The organism is Ruegeria sp. YTSA144 (genome assembly GCF_059610125.1).
The window spans coordinates 243816-260979 of the sequence record NZ_JBXWNA010000005.1 but is presented as its reverse complement, the minus strand read 5'-3'; the positions used below and the strand labels follow the sequence as shown (position 1 = coordinate 260979).

The following is a 17164-nucleotide window of genomic DNA, read 5'->3' as shown; positions in this document are numbered from 1 at the left end:
TGAAATGAAATATCTACTGGCAGGCGCTGCACTGGCGCTGATGTCCCTGACCGGTGGCGCGGCCGTGGCGCAGGACTACCCCGAACGCCCCATCATGATGATGGTCAGTTATGGTGCGGGTGGCGCCACCGACTTTCAGGCGCGTATCGTCACAATGACTGCGGGCAACGAAGACGCGCTTGGAATGCCCATCGCGATCATCAACAAGCCGGGGGCAGGTGGCCGTGTCGGCTGGAACTGGTTTGCGACACAGGCCGAGGCTGATGGCTACACGCTGGCGGCTTACAACATCCCGCATTTCATCGCCCAGTCGATCAAGGGCGGCGTTGAATATTCGGCAGACAGTTTCGAGCCCATCGCCAACTGGGGCGCAGATCCTGCGGTATTCGTCGTGGCCAAGGACAGCCCCTTCAATTCCATGCAAGAAGTGGTGAACTATGCCAAGGAGAACCCGGGGAAGCTGACCTTTTCCGGTGCGGGCCTGTTCGTCGGGCACCACATCGCCGCCTTGCAGCTTGAGAAGGAAGCCGGGGTCAAAATGGCGTACATCCCGACCAAGGGCGGTGGTGCGGCGGCCATGAAGGCCGTGATTGCAGGCGACGTCATGGGCGGCGTGAACAACCTGTCCGATGCGTTCCGCGCGCAGGAAGCCGGAAATGTCAAAATCCTTGGCGTGTTCGATCTGGAACGCAACGCGTTCCTGCCGGACGTCCCCACACTGAAAGAGCAAGGCTATGACATCGACAATGCCAGCGTGAATTTCCGCGGCATCATGGTCCCCAAGGGCACCCCGCAAGAGGTCATCGACAAACTGGCCGCAACAGTCCCGGAGATGTTCAAGAACGCGCGGGTGGCAGGAAAAATGAAAGCCGGTGGGTCACCCATGCACATCATGACCCGCGAAGAGGTTCAACAGATGTGGGCCGCACGTCAGGAAACCCTGCAAGAGCTTCTGGCGGGTCTTTGACGATTTGAGCAGTGGCACAGGATGGGGCGGTTTCCGCCCTGTCCCCACCAACAGGAATTCAATGATGAATGCACATGATGATATCGCCCAAGTCAGTTTGATCATGACCCGTGCGCGCGCCGCTCAGAAGGAATACGAAGCCGGCGCCAGCCAGACGCGCTATGACCGCGCAGCCGCTGCTGCTGCCTGGGCGATCATGGAGCCTTCACGCAACAGGGCTTTGGCCGAACTTGCGGTCGAGACGACAGGACTGGGCAACGTGCCGGACAAGGTGATCAAGAACCATCGCAAAACCCTTGGCCTGATGCGCGACATAAAAGGCGTCAGAACCCATGGGATCATCCATGAGGATGCAAGTACCGGCATCACCGAGATTGCGCGCCCAATCGGAGTGATTGGCGCCGTGGTGCCGTCGACGAACCCGGCAGCCACACCCGCCAACAACATCATCAACGCGTTGAAATGCGGCAACTCGGTTGTTGTCGCCCCGTCACCCAAAGGCGTCGCAAGCTGCGAGCTGCTTTTGCGTTACATTCATGCCGAGTTCGACAAACTGGGGCTGGATCACGATCTGGTCCAGATGATTCCTCCGCCGGGTTCCAAGGCCAAGACTCAGGCGATGATGGAGCTCAGCGACCGGGTGATCTGCACCGGCAGTCAAAACAATGTGCATCGCGCGCAGACCTGCGGCACCCCTGCGGTGGCCGTCGGCGCGGGCAATGTCACCGTGATCGTCGATGAGACAGCTGACCTGAAGGCCGCTGCCCGGAAGATCACGGCCTCCAAGACCTTCGACAATGCGACCTCCTGTTCGTCCGAAAACGCGATCATCGCCGTCGACGCAATCTATGATGATTTCGTCGCAGCCCTTGCCGATGAAGGAGGCGCATTGGTGAAGGACGAAAACCAGATCGTCTCAAAGCTCTGGCCGGATGGGCATCTGAGCCGCGAAGTGATCGCACAGGACGCCGACAGGATGATCAAGGCACTGGGCATGGTTGGTCAGGTGCCTGAAAACACCAGGTTCCTTGCAGTTGAAACCAAGGGGGTCGGTCCGGATCATCCGCTTTCGGGTGAGAAACTAAGCCGCGTGGCCGCGCTCTATCGTGCAAACGATTTTGAGGACGCCCAAGCCATTGCCGCTCGAATCTTGCAGTATCAGGGCGCGGGGCACTCCATCGGGATACACACCGCCGAAGATGCCCGTGCGGTGGCGTTGGGTGCCTCGATGCCCACCTGCCGCGTAATCGTCAATCAGGCTCACACCTTTGCGACCGGAGGGTCATTCAACAACGGCATGCCTTTCTCGCTTTCGATGGGATGTGGCAGTTGGGGTGGCAATGCGATTGATGAGAACCTGCATTGGAAGCACTTTGTCCAAAGCACCAAAATTGTCCGTGAAATCCCGGCAATTGAACCCTCCGTCGAAGATATCTTCGCGGAATACTGGGCTGATGCGGGGGCATGAGCATGGACGATCAGATGCCCCCAGGCGGGACAATCCGCAGCTGGCTGGACGAACGCGCAAGCACCATCGGTGATCGTGATGCCTATCTGTTTTTCGACGGCGAAGCTGCGCTAACCTGGTCAACCCTGAGGGATCGGGCGCGAAAACTGGCCGAAAATCTGACAGCGCAGGGATTGGACAAGGGGGCCAGCGTTGCCATCCTTCAACCGAATGGGCGCGAGGCGATAGAATGCCTGTACGGCGTGCTTTATGGCGGGTTCCGCGCAACGGTCATCAACCTTGTCGCCGGGGACGAGGCCATTGGATATGCGTTGGGACATTGCGACGCACGAATTGCGTTCGTCGGCAACGCGCAGACCGATCTGTTCGACAGAGTTCGCCCCAAAGAGATGACGCGGTATTCTGCCGCTCGTTTCGACAAGGCCCCTGATCTCCATGCGCTTGGTCCCGATGACGACGCGCTGCTCATGTATACCTCGGGGACCACCGGTCGCCCAAAGGGGGTCGTGCATAGTCACGTCAGCCTGCTGGCAGGTGGATGGACCCCCACCGTTGCGCACAAGCTGACACCGGCGGATCGTGGTCTTTGCGTGCTGCCGATCTATCATATCAACGGGCTCTGCGTGACCGTGCTGAGCGCGCTTGTTTCCGGCGGTTCCCTGGCCGTGGCCGAAAAGTTTTCAACGCGCAAATTCTGGGACCAGTGCCAGAGCGCCAAGGCCACGTGGTTTTCGGTGGTGCCGACCATTATCTCGCACTTGCTGCATTCCGATTTGATACCCGCGCATGAAACCAGAGCACGTCTTCGTTTCGGCCGCTCGGCATCCTCGCCGCTTGCACCGGATGTACAAACCGCGTTCGAAACCCGTTTTGAAGTCCCCATCGTAGAAACAATGGGCCTGACGGAAACAGCCGCACAGATCTTGTCCAACCCGCTACCGCCGGGCGTCCGCAAAATTGGATCGCCGGGCAAAGCTTACGGCAACGAGGCATGTATCCTGTCGGCAAATCTGACCCCCCTGCCGCCAAACACCAAGGGCGAAATCGCCGTACGTGGCCCCAATGTGATGAGAGAATACCTGAAGAATCCGGATGCCACGCGCGCGACATTCACGCCCGATGGCTGGCTGCGCACCGGAGACCTGGGGCACATGGACGAAGACGGCTACTTCTTCGTGACGGGCCGGTTGAAAGAGCTGATCATAAAGGGCGGAGAAAACATCGCCCCACGTGAAATCGACGAAGCTCTCTATTCGCACCCTGACGTGATCGAGGCTGCCGCATTTGCACGCCCTTGCAAAACCTACGGTGAACGCGTCGAGGCCGCCGTCAAATTGCGAACCGGGTCAAGCGTTTCATCCGACCAACTCATCGCGATTTGCGTTCAACGGCTGGGTGCTTTCAAATCGCCTGATAGGGTGCACTTGTTGCAGGACTTGCCAAAGGGGCCATCTGGAAAGATCCAAAGGATCAAGCTGCCTGTTTTGACACAGTGACCGATTGCAGCCCATGGAGGCCCCGCAAACAGGCGTGCAATATCCGATATGCAAGCCAGGGCGGGCGCATGCACAACGTTGGCCAATGACGACATTCCCGAGGCTTCGACCGGAACCAAAGCTCAACCCGACTTGTGTAGGTGTGCTCGTAACGCTGCATTGCCAACATTGATTTTGTTTGGAAATTTTGCGTATTCTCGCGCAAAGTTTTGCGCGGCATTTGGGCATGAATTTGCACGATTTTCATATAACATTGCGCCGTTCGAGAAGCGCGTTCAATTGATGGTAATCACCGCACACCTTCTTCAACTAAAATCGGGTGCCTCTCAATCAAGAGTGCATTCAGATTGGAAACATTCAACCCTGATCATAGGGAAGCAGGTTATTCGCAGGCTTGTGATAGATCCTCGCTTCAAGAACGGATGTTTCCGTAACAGCCAGGTGAGCGCGTCCAAGCCGGCGCGCTCACTATGCTTGGTATTGCCCGTCACTACGGGGCTAAGAGCGATGTATCACTCTGCGGCGACCGCTTCCTCTTCCAGTGCCGGATAATCGGTGTACCCTTTTTCATTGCCGCCGTAGAGAGTGGTTGGATCGAGCTCATTCAGCGCGGCGTCTTTCTCCAGCCGGTTGACAAGATCCGGGTTTGAAATAAACGGCCGACCAAAGGCCACCAGATCGACGGCGCCGGTCTCAACCGCTTCAATCGCCATGTCTCGGTCATAAGCGTTGTTGCCGATTTTCGCACCGTCAAACAATTCATAGAGCGCCTTCAGGTCACCACCTTCCGGAATATCGCGCGGGCCGCCGGTCTGCCCTTCTACGAGATGGAGATAGGCCAACCCATAGCCATTCAGCAATTTGACCGCATGGGTGAATGTCGCCTGCGGGTCGCTGTCGGAAATGTTGTTGGCGTTCGAGAACGGGCTGAGGCGGACACCGACGCGGTCGGCACCCCACACGTCGACAACGGCGTCCATGACTTCTTTCAGGAACCGCGCTCTGTTCTCGACAGGACCTCCGTATTCGTCTTCACGCTTGTTGGACTCGTCGCGCAGGAACTGATCGATCAGATATCCATTGGCGGCATGGACCTCGACACCGTCAAATCCGGCTTTCATGGCGTTTTCTGCGGCCTTCCGGTAGTCGGCGACAATGCCTGCAATTTCTTCGATGGCCAGAGCCCGCGGTTCCGATGTTTCAACAAACTGCTCGCCATCAAAGGTCTTGGCCTTTGCGCCGATTGCGGATGGCGCTACAGGGGCGCCGCCGTCCTGCTGCAAGCTGGTATGCGAAATCCGGCCCACATGCCAAAGTTGGATTACGATCTTCCCATCCTTGGCATGGACGGCGTCAGTCACTTTTTTCCAGCCGTCGATCTGCGCTTCGGAATAAATGCCGGGCGTCCAGGCATAGCCTTTGCCCTGGGGCGAGATTTGCGATGCTTCCGTGATGATCAGACCAGCACCTGCCCGCTGCGCGTAGTACTTGGCCTGCAATTCATGGACACTGTCATCCTCGGCTCTTGCCCGGTTGCGGGTCAGTGGCGCCATGACAATGCGGTTTTTCAGCTCGATTGCACCAGCTTTGATGCCGGAGAACAGTTTTTCATCAGCCATTGCTGTTTCCTTCTTTGGTAAACTTCGTTCAGATATTATTGGACCGATCAGTCCAATATTAGGGTCAGTGTCTCTTGTTTGAGTTTGTGTTAGGTTTCATTTCCTTATGGTGGCAGGAGGCCTTATGGCGAAATCACCAACCGGGCTTGTTTCAGGGTTTGCGATATCTGCTCAGCGGGAACGCCCGCCTTGCGGAAGGCTAGTGTGCCGATTGCAAGGGATGCAAAGGCGCGTGCCTTGTCGAGTGCCTGTCCCGGATTTGAAGGCTCAAGCGCTCTCGCAATAATCTCGTCAATACTCTCCAAATGCTGCCGCCCGAGAGCCGCCACTTCATCATCATGAGGAGCAAGCTCCGTAAGGCAATTGATCAGCATGCAGCCGTCACGACCTCCTTGCGGGTTCGCCAAAGCTTCCATTATCGCACCAACGGGGTCATCTCCGCCCGCGTCCGCGACGTCACGCAGAGCTTTCAAACCACGCCTTGAATAGTGCCTGAGGGCTTTGTGAAACAAAGCCTGCTTGTTGCCAAATGCTCCATAAAAGCTGGACCGACTCAAACCCATGGCCTTGGTCAGATCGTCCACGGACGCGGTCTCGTAGCCCTTGTGCCAGAATACGCACAAGGCTTTCTCCAAAGCCTCGGCTTCGTCGAAGGCACGAGGCCGACCCGGGCCTGCGGTCGGCTTGATGTCGGTAACTGGGAGAGTTTCTGTGCTCATGCGTATGATTTGGAATGATTGGTCCAGAAATTCAAGGTGGCGGTAGGCAATTTTTGGAATAGTCAGTCCATATTATGGCCAGAGAATGGGATTTTGGGTCCGGTCTCGTTCTTGCTTCATAGCCAGAAGATGAAAGTGGCGGCGAGAGCGGTGGCGGGACGCGCCCAGAGAATACGGCCGCACAAGACCCTGTTCAACCGCTGGAAGCGGTGGAGGTGCGTGGCTGAACGCCACCGGTCCGAGAGAAGCCACGAACAGGGCATCTTCGCCCGGATGATGGTCGGTTTGGCTACCGGGCACGGTGAAGAAAGGACCGTCATGATCGACGCCACCTATCAGAAGGCCCATCGCACAGCGTCCAGTCTGGGCCTCAAAAAGGGGGGCGTGGACGCCTGATTGGCCGCACAAAGGGCGGCATGAACACCAAACTGCACGCCATCTGGGACAGCCTGGGGCGCCCGATCAACTTCTTCGTCACCGCCGGGCAGGTCAGCGATTGCATCGGTGCACGGGCATTGCTGAGCAGCCTGCCGGATGTCGACTGGCTGCTCGGAGTTCGCGGCTATGACGCCGACTGGTTCCGAGAAGCGTTGAAAGACAACGGGATACGCGCCTGCATCCCTTTCCGGAAACAGCGGACGAAACCGGTGAAATACGACAAGCGCACCTACAACAATGTAGGTGCGCTCATAACGCTGCATCGCCATCATTGATTTTGTTTAGAAAACTCGGGTGTCTTCGCCCTTAAATTTGCGCGACGTTTGCGCATAACATTGCACGATTTGCCCATAAGTTTGCGTGGTTCAAAGTGCGCGCTCAATTGACAGTGGTTTCTGAACAAGCCCTACAACTTTTTGGTATTTTCCTTCAATCACAGCTACGCTTTGATTAGCAAATTTCAACTCTCGTTTGCAGAATGCAGTTCACTTGCACGCTTGCGATAGATCCCAAAAAAAACTCCGGCGATGGGGGCTTGATATGCATTCGGCTGTTACGTCACGTCAAAGAGCATATCGGTCGAAACAGAACGCTAAACCCGGAGCCCGTTGAAGGGCTGTTGCGAACCATCGACTGGTCGCAACTGGATAGAGTCCTATACTAATCCCGCGTCACGCAGGTGGATGCAGACAAGCCGCAGTATTTGAACTAACCCTAGAAGCTCGGTCACTTTCGCGAGATTTGATCCGTCGTATTTTGTTCTTCAGCGTAGATGCTGAGTTCTAACCTTGAACATCGAGTGTCGAATCGTCTCACTATGTGAGACCTACGCCAAGTTGACCAACCCTCCAAACGAGTTGCTTCAGTCATTTGGGCACACGTTAAGCTAGAAGGTTCCCAGAACTACGCGGTGAATCTCGGGCTGGCGCGCACTCCGACTTGACACGGTGGCCCTAACTGGTTCAGCTTCCGGTCATGACGTATACACGCATCCACTGCCATCGAATATCGGCCTGAGGTCGATAACCCACGCGAAATCCGTGGGAGGCAGCATTGGTATGCGGGCGAGGCTTATATCCTTGTAATTGCTCCAGATTAGAGTGCACGAGTCGGTTCGATTCCGACGCCTCCTACCATCCTTAGGAGGTGTCCGACATGGCGGACGACGTTTCGAACGCAATTGATTTCAACGACATCAAGCAATCGGTCGAAGAGAGCCTCGGACGCACACCCGAAGGCTGGTCCGGCTTGGTCACAAAGCTCTTCACGGAGGTTAAGGAATACTGCGATCTGAAGGGTGCCACCTACCCCTTTGTCCTCCAGATCAAGGAGAAGCTGGGAGAGCTCCGCATCTACCACAGGTGTGATGATCGACACATCCAGTCGATGATCGCTGAGACGATTGCGCGTGCAAATCACAGCTGTGAACGATGCGGGAATAGTGCCGAGACCCAACTTCTGGACGGCTGGTACAAGACACTTTGTTGTTGGTGCGGGCATGATGTCGTTAGCAAGCGCCATCCGGAACGGCACCGGCTGTTTGGCGTTCAAAAGGAACCCATTCGAGATCAAATGACGTGCTCGGTCTGAGGCTTTTTCGCTCAGATCGACCGAACGGATGACCGTAATCGGTGCCCCGCGTGCGTGAAGAAGGAATGGTGATGACCGCCGAACAACAAGTGACCTTCGAAAAGATCATGGAAGCCTACGATGACGAGGACTACGCCCGGAAGCTCATGAATACGGACAGCTCTTCGATGTGATGTGGTTGAGACAGCTACAGAGGAAGAACTAACGGCCGAGGTCGAACGCCGGCGAAGAGCTGGTGTACTACCCAAAGAGGCCTCGAATGATGGCTTCTCAGATCTGGTTATGATCTCTGGGGCAAACTCGATACAGACCCAGACCGCTAGTACAGCTTACCTGCCGCCATTACCCAACACTTAATATAAGATGTCTTATATGGCGACTGTCGTTGTAGTAGTGCACGCTTCTTCTAAGCGCCTCTTCTGCTAGGAACCAAAGCGCCCCGGATAACCATATCCTCAACACTGCTTTGCGGAACCATGTACTATCAGTCTCTGCGATGAGCATGGTTGACCGCAACCAGCCCAAAGCAGACCTTCAAAACCGAACTTTGAAACTGTGGATATGCGAACAAAACTACCGTTCGTTTAAAGGCAATGCATGGAACTTTGTCATATGTCCGAAACAAAGACCCCTTACCTAAGATCCCATGTTTACCTATCTGCCTTTCAAGCCAAGCTGAGTCTGAGATGGAAGCTCGCCAAAAAAACGCCTGTAGTCACGCGCGAATTGCCCCATGTGCCAAAAGCCATTGCGGTTGGCCACATCCACAATCCTGTAAACAGATGCGTCTTTGCGCAGAAATTCGCGAACACGGTTCAGCCTTAGTCGTATGTAGTACGTTTTGGGTCCGCAACCGAAACGTTCGTTGAAAGCGCGATCAAGTGTTCTCCACGACGCGCCGCATTGGAGGCATATGTCCCTAATGGGGATTGGATCTTCCAGATGTTCTTTCATCATTTCGATGGCAAGATTCAGGGCTTTGCTTCGAATTTTGGCTCGGCTTTTATCCCGAAAAACTTCGCTGTCGGTGAGAATGGTCAGCGCTTCTAACATCAGAGCTTCTTCTGTAGCGGTGTTCCAAGGCGTACCAAAGTCTTTTATTAAGTCGGAAATGACGCGTTCCAGCCAATTCATTTTTGCCAGGACTTGCTTCGATAATGCTTCCCGTGCACTCGCGCGATCATCCAAAAGGTCAAAGCCACAGGCTTGTGCCAACGAAAGAAACCGTTGGCTGTCAAACGAAAGCACGTTGCCTTCAAATTCGGAAGTCGACACTCCATCGAAGCCGTCGTTGTTCCCAAAAGACAGAAATGCACTTTTTCCGACGTCCTGCCCTTGCCAAGTTTTGATCGTATCTCGCTTGGGAATACCCAACGTCGTCCAACCCTCGGGTGATGCCCCTTGTTGGTGAACATTGCCAGTCATTGCGATGTTGAGGATGATCATCGTGTCGCTGGCACGCGCAGTGACCTTGGTGGATAACCGACCCGCATCCAGTTGCCGAAAATCGAGTTGCCAAGAGGTAACCTCGGCAAGGTCGTTCGGATGATGCAGGTTCAGCTGCATCGACGAAACAACAGAGTGGTGATCTGAAGACTTAAAATTTTGCTTATCTGGCGAATTTTTGATGCGGCCCACCCGAGTAGTTTGACACTTTACCGGTAAAGAAAACTAAACTGACCACTGGGGTGTCAAGTGCCTGGGGAAACTCCACACACGCTGAACATGGGACGTCCTCGGCTTCCTGACGGGGAGGCGCGATCAGAACGCGTCGTAACCTTTCTGACACCCCCGGAACATCGTCGCCTGACGGAGATGGCACAAAAGTCCAACCAATCCATCTCCGCCAAATGCCACGCACTGATAGTCCAAGCAATGGACGAAATTGAATTTCGAGGGGGATCCAAGGATGGCTAAGTTGATCAATAAAATTGGTGCCGCGAGTGTATTTTCTCTGCTGGTATCTTCTCCTGCAATGGCGCAGGAAAGCCCTATTATTCATGATGGCGAATACAACTATCTGCGTGCGCAATTCGGGGATGTCTGGGACGCGCAGGATCAAGAAATCGAAGCGCGCTTGGCCGAGATTCGAGAGGCAAGTGGCGGTGCACCGCCTAACATCCTCTACATCCTGATTGACGACGTCAGTTTCGGTCAGATGGGTGATCGCAAGATGAACTATGTGATGGGGATTGAAACACCCAGCATCAACCAACTTGCCACCGAGGGCATGTCCTTGATGCGAATGTACACTGAACCGTCCTGCACACCGACTCGTACCGCGATGTTGACTGGTCGCCACCCGATCCGAGCAGGTGTGGAAGAGGTCAAGGTTGCGTTGGTGGGTGAAGGGCTTCCAGCCTCGGAAGTTACCTTGCCGGAAATCCTGAAAGAAGCCGGATACAATACGGCCCATGTTGGCAAGTGGCATCAGGGAGATATCGAGGAAGCCTATCCGCACAACCAAGGTTTCGACTGGGCCGCATTCCCGCTGCACCAACAAGTGCAGCTGAGTCTGATGACCGAAGAAGCCATGCGCGCAAACAATATGTTAGGCTACGCGCCGGAGGGGCAAAACAATCAGTTCCTGATTGACGAGCGGTTCAAACCTTACGGCCTTGTTACCGGGGTTGAGGCCGAGGCGGGCGGCGCCGCACGCGAGGTTGACATGGAGCCGGGCGAGATTTGGAACCAAGCCAAATATGAAGAGATGAACGAGCGATACCAGCGCCAGATAATCGAGCAACTGGATCGCTTGGCGGCGGAAGACGAACCGTTTTTCCTTCAGTATTGGCCGCTTTATCCGCTTAACTTTGTTTATGCAGATGAAGCATTGTCGCGCAATGGTGGCTTTCATGCAGACAAGCTGCAACTGCTGGATGGTTGGATCGGTGAGTTGCTGGCAAAACTCGAAGACACCGGTGAGGCTGACAACACAATCGTGATGCTGATGGCTGACAACGGCTTGATGTACCACTACGAGGGAATGTCTGGCCTGAGCCAATTGATTTACCGGGGTGGCAAGACACAGCATTTGGAAGGTGGCGTGCGTACCGATGCCTTTATCCGTTGGCCGGGCGTGATTGAGGCGGACAGTGCGGCGGGTGATATTTTCCACGTATCTGACATCTACACCACGTTTGCGCGTATTGCAGGTGCTACGGATCTGATTCCGCGCGACCGAGTGATCGACGGGATCGACCAGACAGCCCTTTTGCTTGAGGGAGAGGGCAACGGCCGCCGAGATTACGTCTATGTATACGAGGGCCCGGTGCTGCGCTCGGTCGTGAAGCAAGAGTTCAAAATGCACCTGCCTGCGCCTGGCCAACCCGGAGCCGGAGCGCCCGTGTATAACGTTTATCGGGACCCGCGTGAGGAAAACGCGATGATAGGAAATGCCTTGTGGTCAGGCGCGTCGTTCCAGGACATGGTCAAGCGCCATCAGAAAATGATCGCGAAATACCCGCACTCAGAAATCGGAAAAGACACGCCTTATGGAGGGATCGAGAACTTGCGGCCGGAAAGCGAACTGGCGCGCGATGTCTTCATGAGTTGGCAGTAGGGGTAATGCACTTGGGCAATGCCTGAGCGGTAAGGGCGGCGACCCTAACATCTCCGCCCTCCAATTGAATAACAGGAGCTTTTCCATGTCTCGTTTCGCTGTTTATCTTTCGGTTGCAGCCTGTTGCATCAGCTTACCTTCAGGTGCTGTCGCCGGAGATCGGCCTGATGGTATTCGCCTGATCGTGCAAATCACAGTAGATGGGCTACGTGGAGATTTGATCTCCCGGTACAACGCTTCGTTTGGCGACGGGGGGTTTAACAGGCTTTTGAAAAACGGTGTCTGGTACACCGATGCTCACCATAGACACGCCAACACCGAGACTATTGTCGGCCACGCGACTCTTGCGACTGGGGCATACCCGTCTGAACACGGTATGATAGGCAATGCATGGTTTAACAGGGCTGAGGAGCGCCTGGGATACAATATTGAGGACCCGGACTATCCAATGCTAGCTGTTACCGGCTTTGGGGGTGAGGTCGATCAAGTTGACCCGACACAGGCAGCCGCTACGACCTCAGGACGTTCGCCTGTTAACCTGCTGGCCACAACTTTTGGAGATGAATTGTCGAAGTCCAATGCAGGCCGATCTAAAGTGTTCTCGGTGTCTGGCAAAGACCGTTCGGCGGTTGCAATGGCAGGACATGTCGGCAAGGCCTTTTGGATGTCGACGGCTACTGGCGCGTTTGAAACAAGCACGTACTACTATGACGCATATCCTGACTGGGCAAACGATTGGAATTCAAAGCGCCCGGCAGATACAAAAAATCGAGAGTGAATGGTGGCCGGAGTGTTCGGATGCACCCTACCTGATGGACAAAGAGGAACGTCCATTCGTGACAAATCTCGGTACGCTCGGTCGTACTTTCCCACATTTCTATGGGACGCCGGAAGATGGGCTCTATTACACACAGGTCTTGGTTTCACCGCATGGAGATCGGATCACGGCGGACTTTGCGAAAACTGTGATCAAAGAAGAAGGGTTAGGCAATGACGAATGGCCCGATTACCTCAGCATTAGCTTTTCAGGCGTGGACGCAACCAACCATTTCTTTGGACCATCCAGCCTGGAAAATGAAGAAATGGTGCGCTGCTTGGACGAGACGCTGGCAGATTTCTTCGCCTTCCTGGATCGAGAAGTCGGACCCGAGAATGTACTTTTCGTCCTTTCCGCTGATCACGGCATGCCCGAAGCGCCGGAAGAGATGGCTCAAACCGGACTCACGACTTTCCGATACTCCACCGAAGCACTGATGGCAGAGGTAAATACAGTTCTTGCCGATGAATTTGGCGTGGAGGGCGCGGTTCAGTTCTTTTTTCGTCCTTATGTTTATCTCGACCACAACGCGATATCGTTGGCAGGCGCCGACCGCCGGTTGATCGAACGTCGCGTCGCCGAAAGGTTAATGGCTGAACCGGGCATTGAGCTTGCCATGCCGACTGTACCGCTCGCTGAACAACAGGGTCACACCCTACAGAACCAGATTCAGCGTAATTACCACCCAACACGCTCTGGGGACATTTACGTTGTGCAGACGCCGTATTCATTTCTGTTTGAAGATGGTCCGGTTGCCGTAATGCACGGATCACCTTGGCGCTATGACACTCACGTTCCGATCATCTTCTCTGGGCCCGACATCAAACCGGCTAGAGTAAGTCGCCCAGTTTCAACAGTGGATGTCGCTGTTACACTAAGCAGTGTTTTGGGTATCAGCCAACCAAGCAGCGCTGTTGGCGAGACTTTGAAAGAAGTAGGCGAGTCTAGCCCGCACTTTCACGAGCAAAAATAATGGAAGGTTAACTTGGCTTGGCCCGCATGTGAGTGTGTATGCAGCAAACTTGGGATTGGGTTGTATCACTTATTGATGTGCTGCACATTCTGAACTTTGCAAAGTCCGCTTCCTGCGCATCGCGGCCGTTCGCGAGAATCCAAGCAAAAAGACCGCATGGAACCCAAGGTTCTATAGGGAGGCCCTTTGCGGGATTGAGCAACGCAAAGGGCCATAACCGCAACGACTAAGCCAAAAACTGATTGAATTCACCGCTAGGGCAGACAATCGCGCAGCGCAAAACTATGGGGTGTGCGAAGTGTTATGCGCAAACCTACAAATAATCAGAAATCCAGATTCTCAACACTCAAGGCGTTTTTCTGGATGAACTCTCGACGAGGTTCCACGACGTCACCCATCAACTTGGTGAACAGATCATCCGCCTCAACCATGTCATCCACGCGCACTTGCAGCAGCGTCCGCGCATCCGGGTCCAGTGTCGTTTCCCACAGCTGGTCAGGGTTCATCTCACCCAGACCTTTATAGCGCTGCAGGGACAAGCCCTTTTCACCCTCTTCCAGAATGGCCCGCAACAAGTCCAGCGGACCGTGGATCATCTGGCTGCGATCGCGACGGATCAAGGTGGCCGGAGAGTTGTAGATTTCTTGCAGGCTCTGCGTAAAGCTGCCGGTCTTGCGCGCCTCGCCCGAGCGCAGCATCGGGCCGTCCAGCGTGCGAACCTCCTCGACACCGCGTAGAATACGGGCCAGTCGGATGCCGTGATCCTGTGTTATCCGACCCTGCCAACCGCGTTCGTATTCCAAAGCGATCAGGTCCAGCCGCGCGGCGACTTTGTCAGCCACACCTTGCAGATCGGCGTCCACCGCACCCGGCACGAAAGCCCCAGCCACGGCGGCCTGTTCCAGAATATGGCGCGGGTAATGTGTTGGAAACGCATCCAGAACACGTTTCAGCTGACGCGCCTCGTCGACCACGCGGGTCAGGTCCTGGCCGATGATTTCCTCACCCGAGCCGAGTTTCAGAACAGCGCCTTCGACGCCCTGATTGATCAGATAGTCATCCAGAGCGGCCTGATCCTTCAGGTAAACCTCTGACTTTCCGCGGGAAACCTTATACAGCGGCGGTTGCGCGATATAGAGGTACCCACCCTCGATCAATTCCGGCATCTGCCGATAGAAGAAGGTCAGCAACAGGGTCCGGATATGCGCGCCGTCCACATCCGCGTCGGTCATGATGACGATCTTGTGGTAGCGCAGCTTTTCGATGTTGAATTCATCGCGGCCAATGCCCGTGCCCAGGGCCATGACGAGGTTGCCGATTTCCTGAGACGACAGCATCCGGTCGAACCGGGCGCGCTCGACGTTCAGGATTTTACCGCGCAGGGGCAGAACGGCCTGTGTCAGCCTGTCCCGGCCGGTTTGAGCAGACCCGCCGGCCGAGTCCCCTTCGACCAGGAAGACTTCGGTCTTGGATGGGTCTTTCTCGGAACAATCCTTCAGCTTGCCAGCCAGATAGTTCACATCCATCGCGGTCTTGCGCCGGGTCAGTTCGCGCGCCTTGCGCGCAGCCTCACGGGCCAACGCGGCCTCGATGATCTTGCCGACGATGCTCTTGGCTTCTGTGGGGTTCTCTTCGAACCACTCGGCCAGTTTTTCGTTCATCAGACCTTCGACCGCCGGACGGACCTCGGAGGAAACCAGCTTGTCCTTGGTCTGGGACGAGAATTTCGGGTCAGGCACTTTCACCGACAATACGCAGGTCAAACCTTCGCGCGCATCGTCACCGGTGAAGCTGACCTTTTCCTTTTTCGCGATCCCGCTGGTCTGCGCATAGTTGTTGATCGTCCGGGTCAGCGCGCCGCGGAACCCAGCCACGTGGGTCCCGCCGTCACGCTGCGGGATGTTGTTGGTAAAGGGCAGCACCGTCTCGTGGTAGCTGTCATTCCACCACATTGCGATCTCGACGCCGATATCGTCGCGCTCGCCCTTGATATAGATCGGCTCGGGCATGGCCGGAGTTTTGGACCGGTCGAGATACTTGACGAATTCCTTCACGCCACCCTCGTAGAACAGCTCGGTTTCCAGCCGTTCTGCCGGGCGCTCGTCGATCAGGATGATCCGCACGCCCGAGTTCAGAAACGCCAATTCACGCAGCCGTTTTTCCAGCGTCTCGAACGAGTATTCGAGGTTCGAGAACGTGTTGGTTGACGCCAGAAAGCGCACTTCGGTTCCCGTACGATCGCCACACTCACCGACGACCTTCAGGTGCTCTACTGTTTCGCCCCCCTCAAAGCGTGCCACGTGCTCTTTGCCCGCGCGCCAGATGCGCAGCTCCAGCCAATCCGACAGCGCGTTTACCACCGAAACACCCACACCGTGCAAACCGCCCGATACTTTATAGGAATTGCTGTCGAACTTGCCGCCCGCATGCAGCTGGGTCATGATAACCTCGGCTGCCGACACGCCTTCTTCCGGGTGGATATCAACCGGAATTCCGCGACCGTTGTCGCTGACAGAAACGCTGGAATCCGCGTGAATTTTCACGGTCACGTGGTCGGCGTGACCCGCCAGCGCTTCGTCAATCCCGTTATCGACAACCTCATACACCATGTGGTGCAGGCCCGAGCCATCATCCGTGTCCCCGATATACATGCCGGGGCGTTTGCGAACGGCCTCCAAACCTTTGAGAACTTTGATGGAATCTGCGCCGTATTCCTGGGGAGCCTGTGCGTCTTCGGACATTCAGTCAGTACCTATATTATTTTGGTACCTTATACGTTTTCTGGTGGGGATTGTCACGCGCTCCCCCAATATTTTGTGTATGCTCGGGTCGTTTTCTGCGCACCCGAATCCACCTCACAACTGGTCGATGTCAGAAGCGATATCCGCCGCGATTTCCAGCGCATCGACATCCTTGCGTTCAGCCGACAACCGAAGCCCCAGAAGATCCGACTGATACCGCGCCGCCAGCCGATCCGGGTCATGTTCGGGCCGGATTTCACCGGCAGCTTGGGCGCTGCGGAACAGGTCGGCGAAACACGCTTTCATTTCCGCCATGTGACGCGCGGCCTGATCCGCAAGCGCATGATCCTTCGCCTGCAACTCGGCATATGTCTTTGCCAACATGCAGGCCTTTGCCGGGTTCTCGACCGCTTCGATGACCAGACGAGGTTGCGCCTTGAGCGCTTCCTTCGGCCCCAGTCTTTCAGCAAGGGCTTTCAGGCGCGCCACACCTTCTTGCGTGTAGCGTTCCAGCGTCAACGCATAGAGCGCATCTTTCGACCCGAAAGCCGCGTAGAAACTGCCGGGTTTCAGCTTCAATTCCCGCTCCAGGTCTTTCAGCGACGTACCAGCCCAGCCCTGACGCCAAAAGATGTCACGGGCCTTCGCGATCAACGCGTCGCGATCATATGCAGGTTTACGGGGCATCGGCATCACCAATTCTTGAACGTTCGCTCAAATATATACTTGAGTGATCACTCAAGAAACCCTAAATACCACCCATCGCGCCAGAAA

General features: G+C 55.5%; 13 protein-coding genes, 1 tRNA gene and 1 pseudogene. 10 read left to right on the top strand and 5 right to left on the bottom strand.

Annotated elements, in window-relative coordinates; all coding sequences use genetic code 11:
- The first annotated feature begins 4 nt into the window (after positions 1–4).
- The 3 genes from AC2FF8_RS13205 (at position 5) to AC2FF8_RS13195 (ending at position 3931) form a co-directional block, all read left to right on the top strand.
- The gene (locus tag AC2FF8_RS13205; protein WP_496879899.1) at positions 5–967 is read left to right on the top strand and encodes a tripartite tricarboxylate transporter substrate binding protein; all 963 of its coding nucleotides are present in this window, start codon (positions 5–7) and stop codon (positions 965–967) included.
- 64 nt (positions 968–1031) lie between these two features.
- Positions 1032–2435 (top strand): acylating sulfoacetaldehyde dehydrogenase, encoded by a 1404-nt coding sequence (sauS, locus tag AC2FF8_RS13200; RefSeq protein ID WP_496873114.1) that lies wholly within the window; start codon positions 1032–1034, stop codon positions 2433–2435.
- Complete coding sequence (locus tag AC2FF8_RS13195; RefSeq protein ID WP_496879898.1) at positions 2432–3931, top strand: AMP-binding protein; 1500 nt, start codon at positions 2432–2434, stop codon at positions 3929–3931. The genes sauS and AC2FF8_RS13195 overlap by 4 nt, the downstream gene beginning before the upstream one ends.
- 512 nt (positions 3932–4443) lie before the next feature.
- On the opposite strand, the gene AC2FF8_RS13190 is transcribed toward AC2FF8_RS13195, so the two are convergent.
- Positions 4444–5550, bottom strand: a complete 1107-nt coding sequence (locus AC2FF8_RS13190; protein ID WP_496879897.1) for an alkene reductase — start codon at positions 5548–5550, stop codon at positions 4444–4446.
- A 122-nt stretch (positions 5551–5672) separates the two neighbouring features.
- Positions 5673–6269, bottom strand: coding sequence for a TetR/AcrR family transcriptional regulator (locus AC2FF8_RS13185; RefSeq protein ID WP_170347398.1), 597 nt, complete (start codon positions 6267–6269; stop codon positions 5673–5675).
- 148 nt (positions 6270–6417) lie between these two features.
- Here AC2FF8_RS13185 and AC2FF8_RS13180 point away from each other — a divergent pair.
- From AC2FF8_RS13180 to AC2FF8_RS13165, 4 genes and pseudogenes are all read left to right on the top strand, one after another.
- Positions 6418–6940, top strand: a pseudogene (locus AC2FF8_RS13180) (IS5 family transposase); the annotation flags it as partial.
- Positions 6941–7749: 809 nt separating this feature from the next.
- Positions 7750–7843 (top strand) — tRNA-OTHER (locus AC2FF8_RS13175).
- A 19-nt stretch (positions 7844–7862) separates the two neighbouring features.
- Positions 7863–8297, top strand: coding sequence for a hypothetical protein (locus tag AC2FF8_RS13170; protein WP_496879896.1), 435 nt, complete (start codon positions 7863–7865; stop codon positions 8295–8297).
- A gap of 50 nt (positions 8298–8347) precedes the next feature.
- Positions 8348–8470 carry a hypothetical protein gene (locus tag AC2FF8_RS13165; protein WP_425079341.1) on the top strand — a complete coding sequence of 41 codons (123 nt, stop codon included), beginning with the start codon at positions 8348–8350 and terminating at the stop codon, positions 8468–8470.
- Positions 8471–8951: 481 nt separating this feature from the next.
- On the opposite strand, the gene AC2FF8_RS13160 is transcribed toward AC2FF8_RS13165, so the two are convergent.
- A complete protein-coding gene (locus tag AC2FF8_RS13160; protein WP_496879895.1) occupies positions 8952–9863 on the bottom strand; it encodes a helix-turn-helix domain-containing protein in 912 nt (303 codons plus the stop codon).
- Between the two features lie 352 nt (positions 9864–10215).
- On the opposite strand from AC2FF8_RS13160, the gene AC2FF8_RS13155 reads away from it, so the two are divergent.
- From AC2FF8_RS13155 to AC2FF8_RS13145, 3 genes are all read left to right on the top strand, one after another.
- The gene (locus tag AC2FF8_RS13155; RefSeq protein ID WP_496879894.1) at positions 10216–11859 is read left to right on the top strand and encodes a sulfatase-like hydrolase/transferase; all 1644 of its coding nucleotides are present in this window, start codon (positions 10216–10218) and stop codon (positions 11857–11859) included.
- 85 nt (positions 11860–11944) lie between these two features.
- Positions 11945–12637 (top strand): alkaline phosphatase family protein, encoded by a 693-nt coding sequence (locus AC2FF8_RS13150; protein ID WP_496879893.1) that lies wholly within the window; start codon positions 11945–11947, stop codon positions 12635–12637.
- A complete protein-coding gene (locus tag AC2FF8_RS13145; protein ID WP_496879892.1) occupies positions 12567–13649 on the top strand; it encodes an alkaline phosphatase family protein in 1083 nt (360 codons plus the stop codon). The genes AC2FF8_RS13150 and AC2FF8_RS13145 overlap by 71 nt, the downstream gene beginning before the upstream one ends.
- A gap of 323 nt (positions 13650–13972) precedes the next feature.
- Here the strand turns inward: AC2FF8_RS13145 and gyrB are convergent, their stop codons facing one another.
- Positions 13973–16390 (bottom strand): DNA topoisomerase (ATP-hydrolyzing) subunit B, encoded by a 2418-nt coding sequence (gene gyrB, locus AC2FF8_RS13140; RefSeq protein ID WP_425079357.1) that lies wholly within the window; start codon positions 16388–16390, stop codon positions 13973–13975.
- A gap of 114 nt (positions 16391–16504) precedes the next feature.
- Positions 16505–17077, bottom strand: a complete 573-nt coding sequence (locus tag AC2FF8_RS13135; protein WP_480685663.1) for a TetR/AcrR family transcriptional regulator — start codon at positions 17075–17077, stop codon at positions 16505–16507.
- Positions 17078–17164 lie beyond the last annotated feature (87 nt).

Excerpts from the sequence above, each read along its gene's own strand:
- AC2FF8_RS13205 (WP_496879899.1), top strand. The coding sequence starts at position 5 with ATGAAATATCTACTGGCAGGCGCTGCACTGGCGCTGATGTCCCTGACC.
- sauS (WP_496873114.1), top strand. The coding sequence starts at position 1,032 with ATGAATGCACATGATGATATCGCCCAAGTCAGTTTGATCATGACCCGT.
- AC2FF8_RS13195 (WP_496879898.1), top strand. The coding sequence starts at position 2,432 with ATGAGCATGGACGATCAGATGCCCCCAGGCGGGACAATCCGCAGCTGG.
- AC2FF8_RS13190 (WP_496879897.1), bottom strand. The coding sequence starts at position 5,550 with ATGGCTGATGAAAAACTGTTCTCCGGCATCAAAGCTGGTGCAATCGAG.
- AC2FF8_RS13185 (WP_170347398.1), bottom strand. The coding sequence starts at position 6,269 with ATGAGCACAGAAACTCTCCCAGTTACCGACATCAAGCCGACCGCAGGC.
- AC2FF8_RS13170 (WP_496879896.1), top strand. The coding sequence starts at position 7,863 with ATGGCGGACGACGTTTCGAACGCAATTGATTTCAACGACATCAAGCAA.
- AC2FF8_RS13160 (WP_496879895.1), bottom strand. The coding sequence starts at position 9,863 with ATGCAGCTGAACCTGCATCATCCGAACGACCTTGCCGAGGTTACCTCT.
- AC2FF8_RS13150 (WP_496879893.1), top strand. The coding sequence starts at position 11,945 with ATGTCTCGTTTCGCTGTTTATCTTTCGGTTGCAGCCTGTTGCATCAGC.
- AC2FF8_RS13145 (WP_496879892.1), top strand. The coding sequence starts at position 12,567 with ATGACGCATATCCTGACTGGGCAAACGATTGGAATTCAAAGCGCCCGG.
- gyrB (WP_425079357.1), bottom strand. The coding sequence starts at position 16,390 with ATGTCCGAAGACGCACAGGCTCCCCAGGAATACGGCGCAGATTCCATC.
- AC2FF8_RS13135 (WP_480685663.1), bottom strand. The coding sequence starts at position 17,077 with ATGCCCCGTAAACCTGCATATGATCGCGACGCGTTGATCGCGAAGGCC.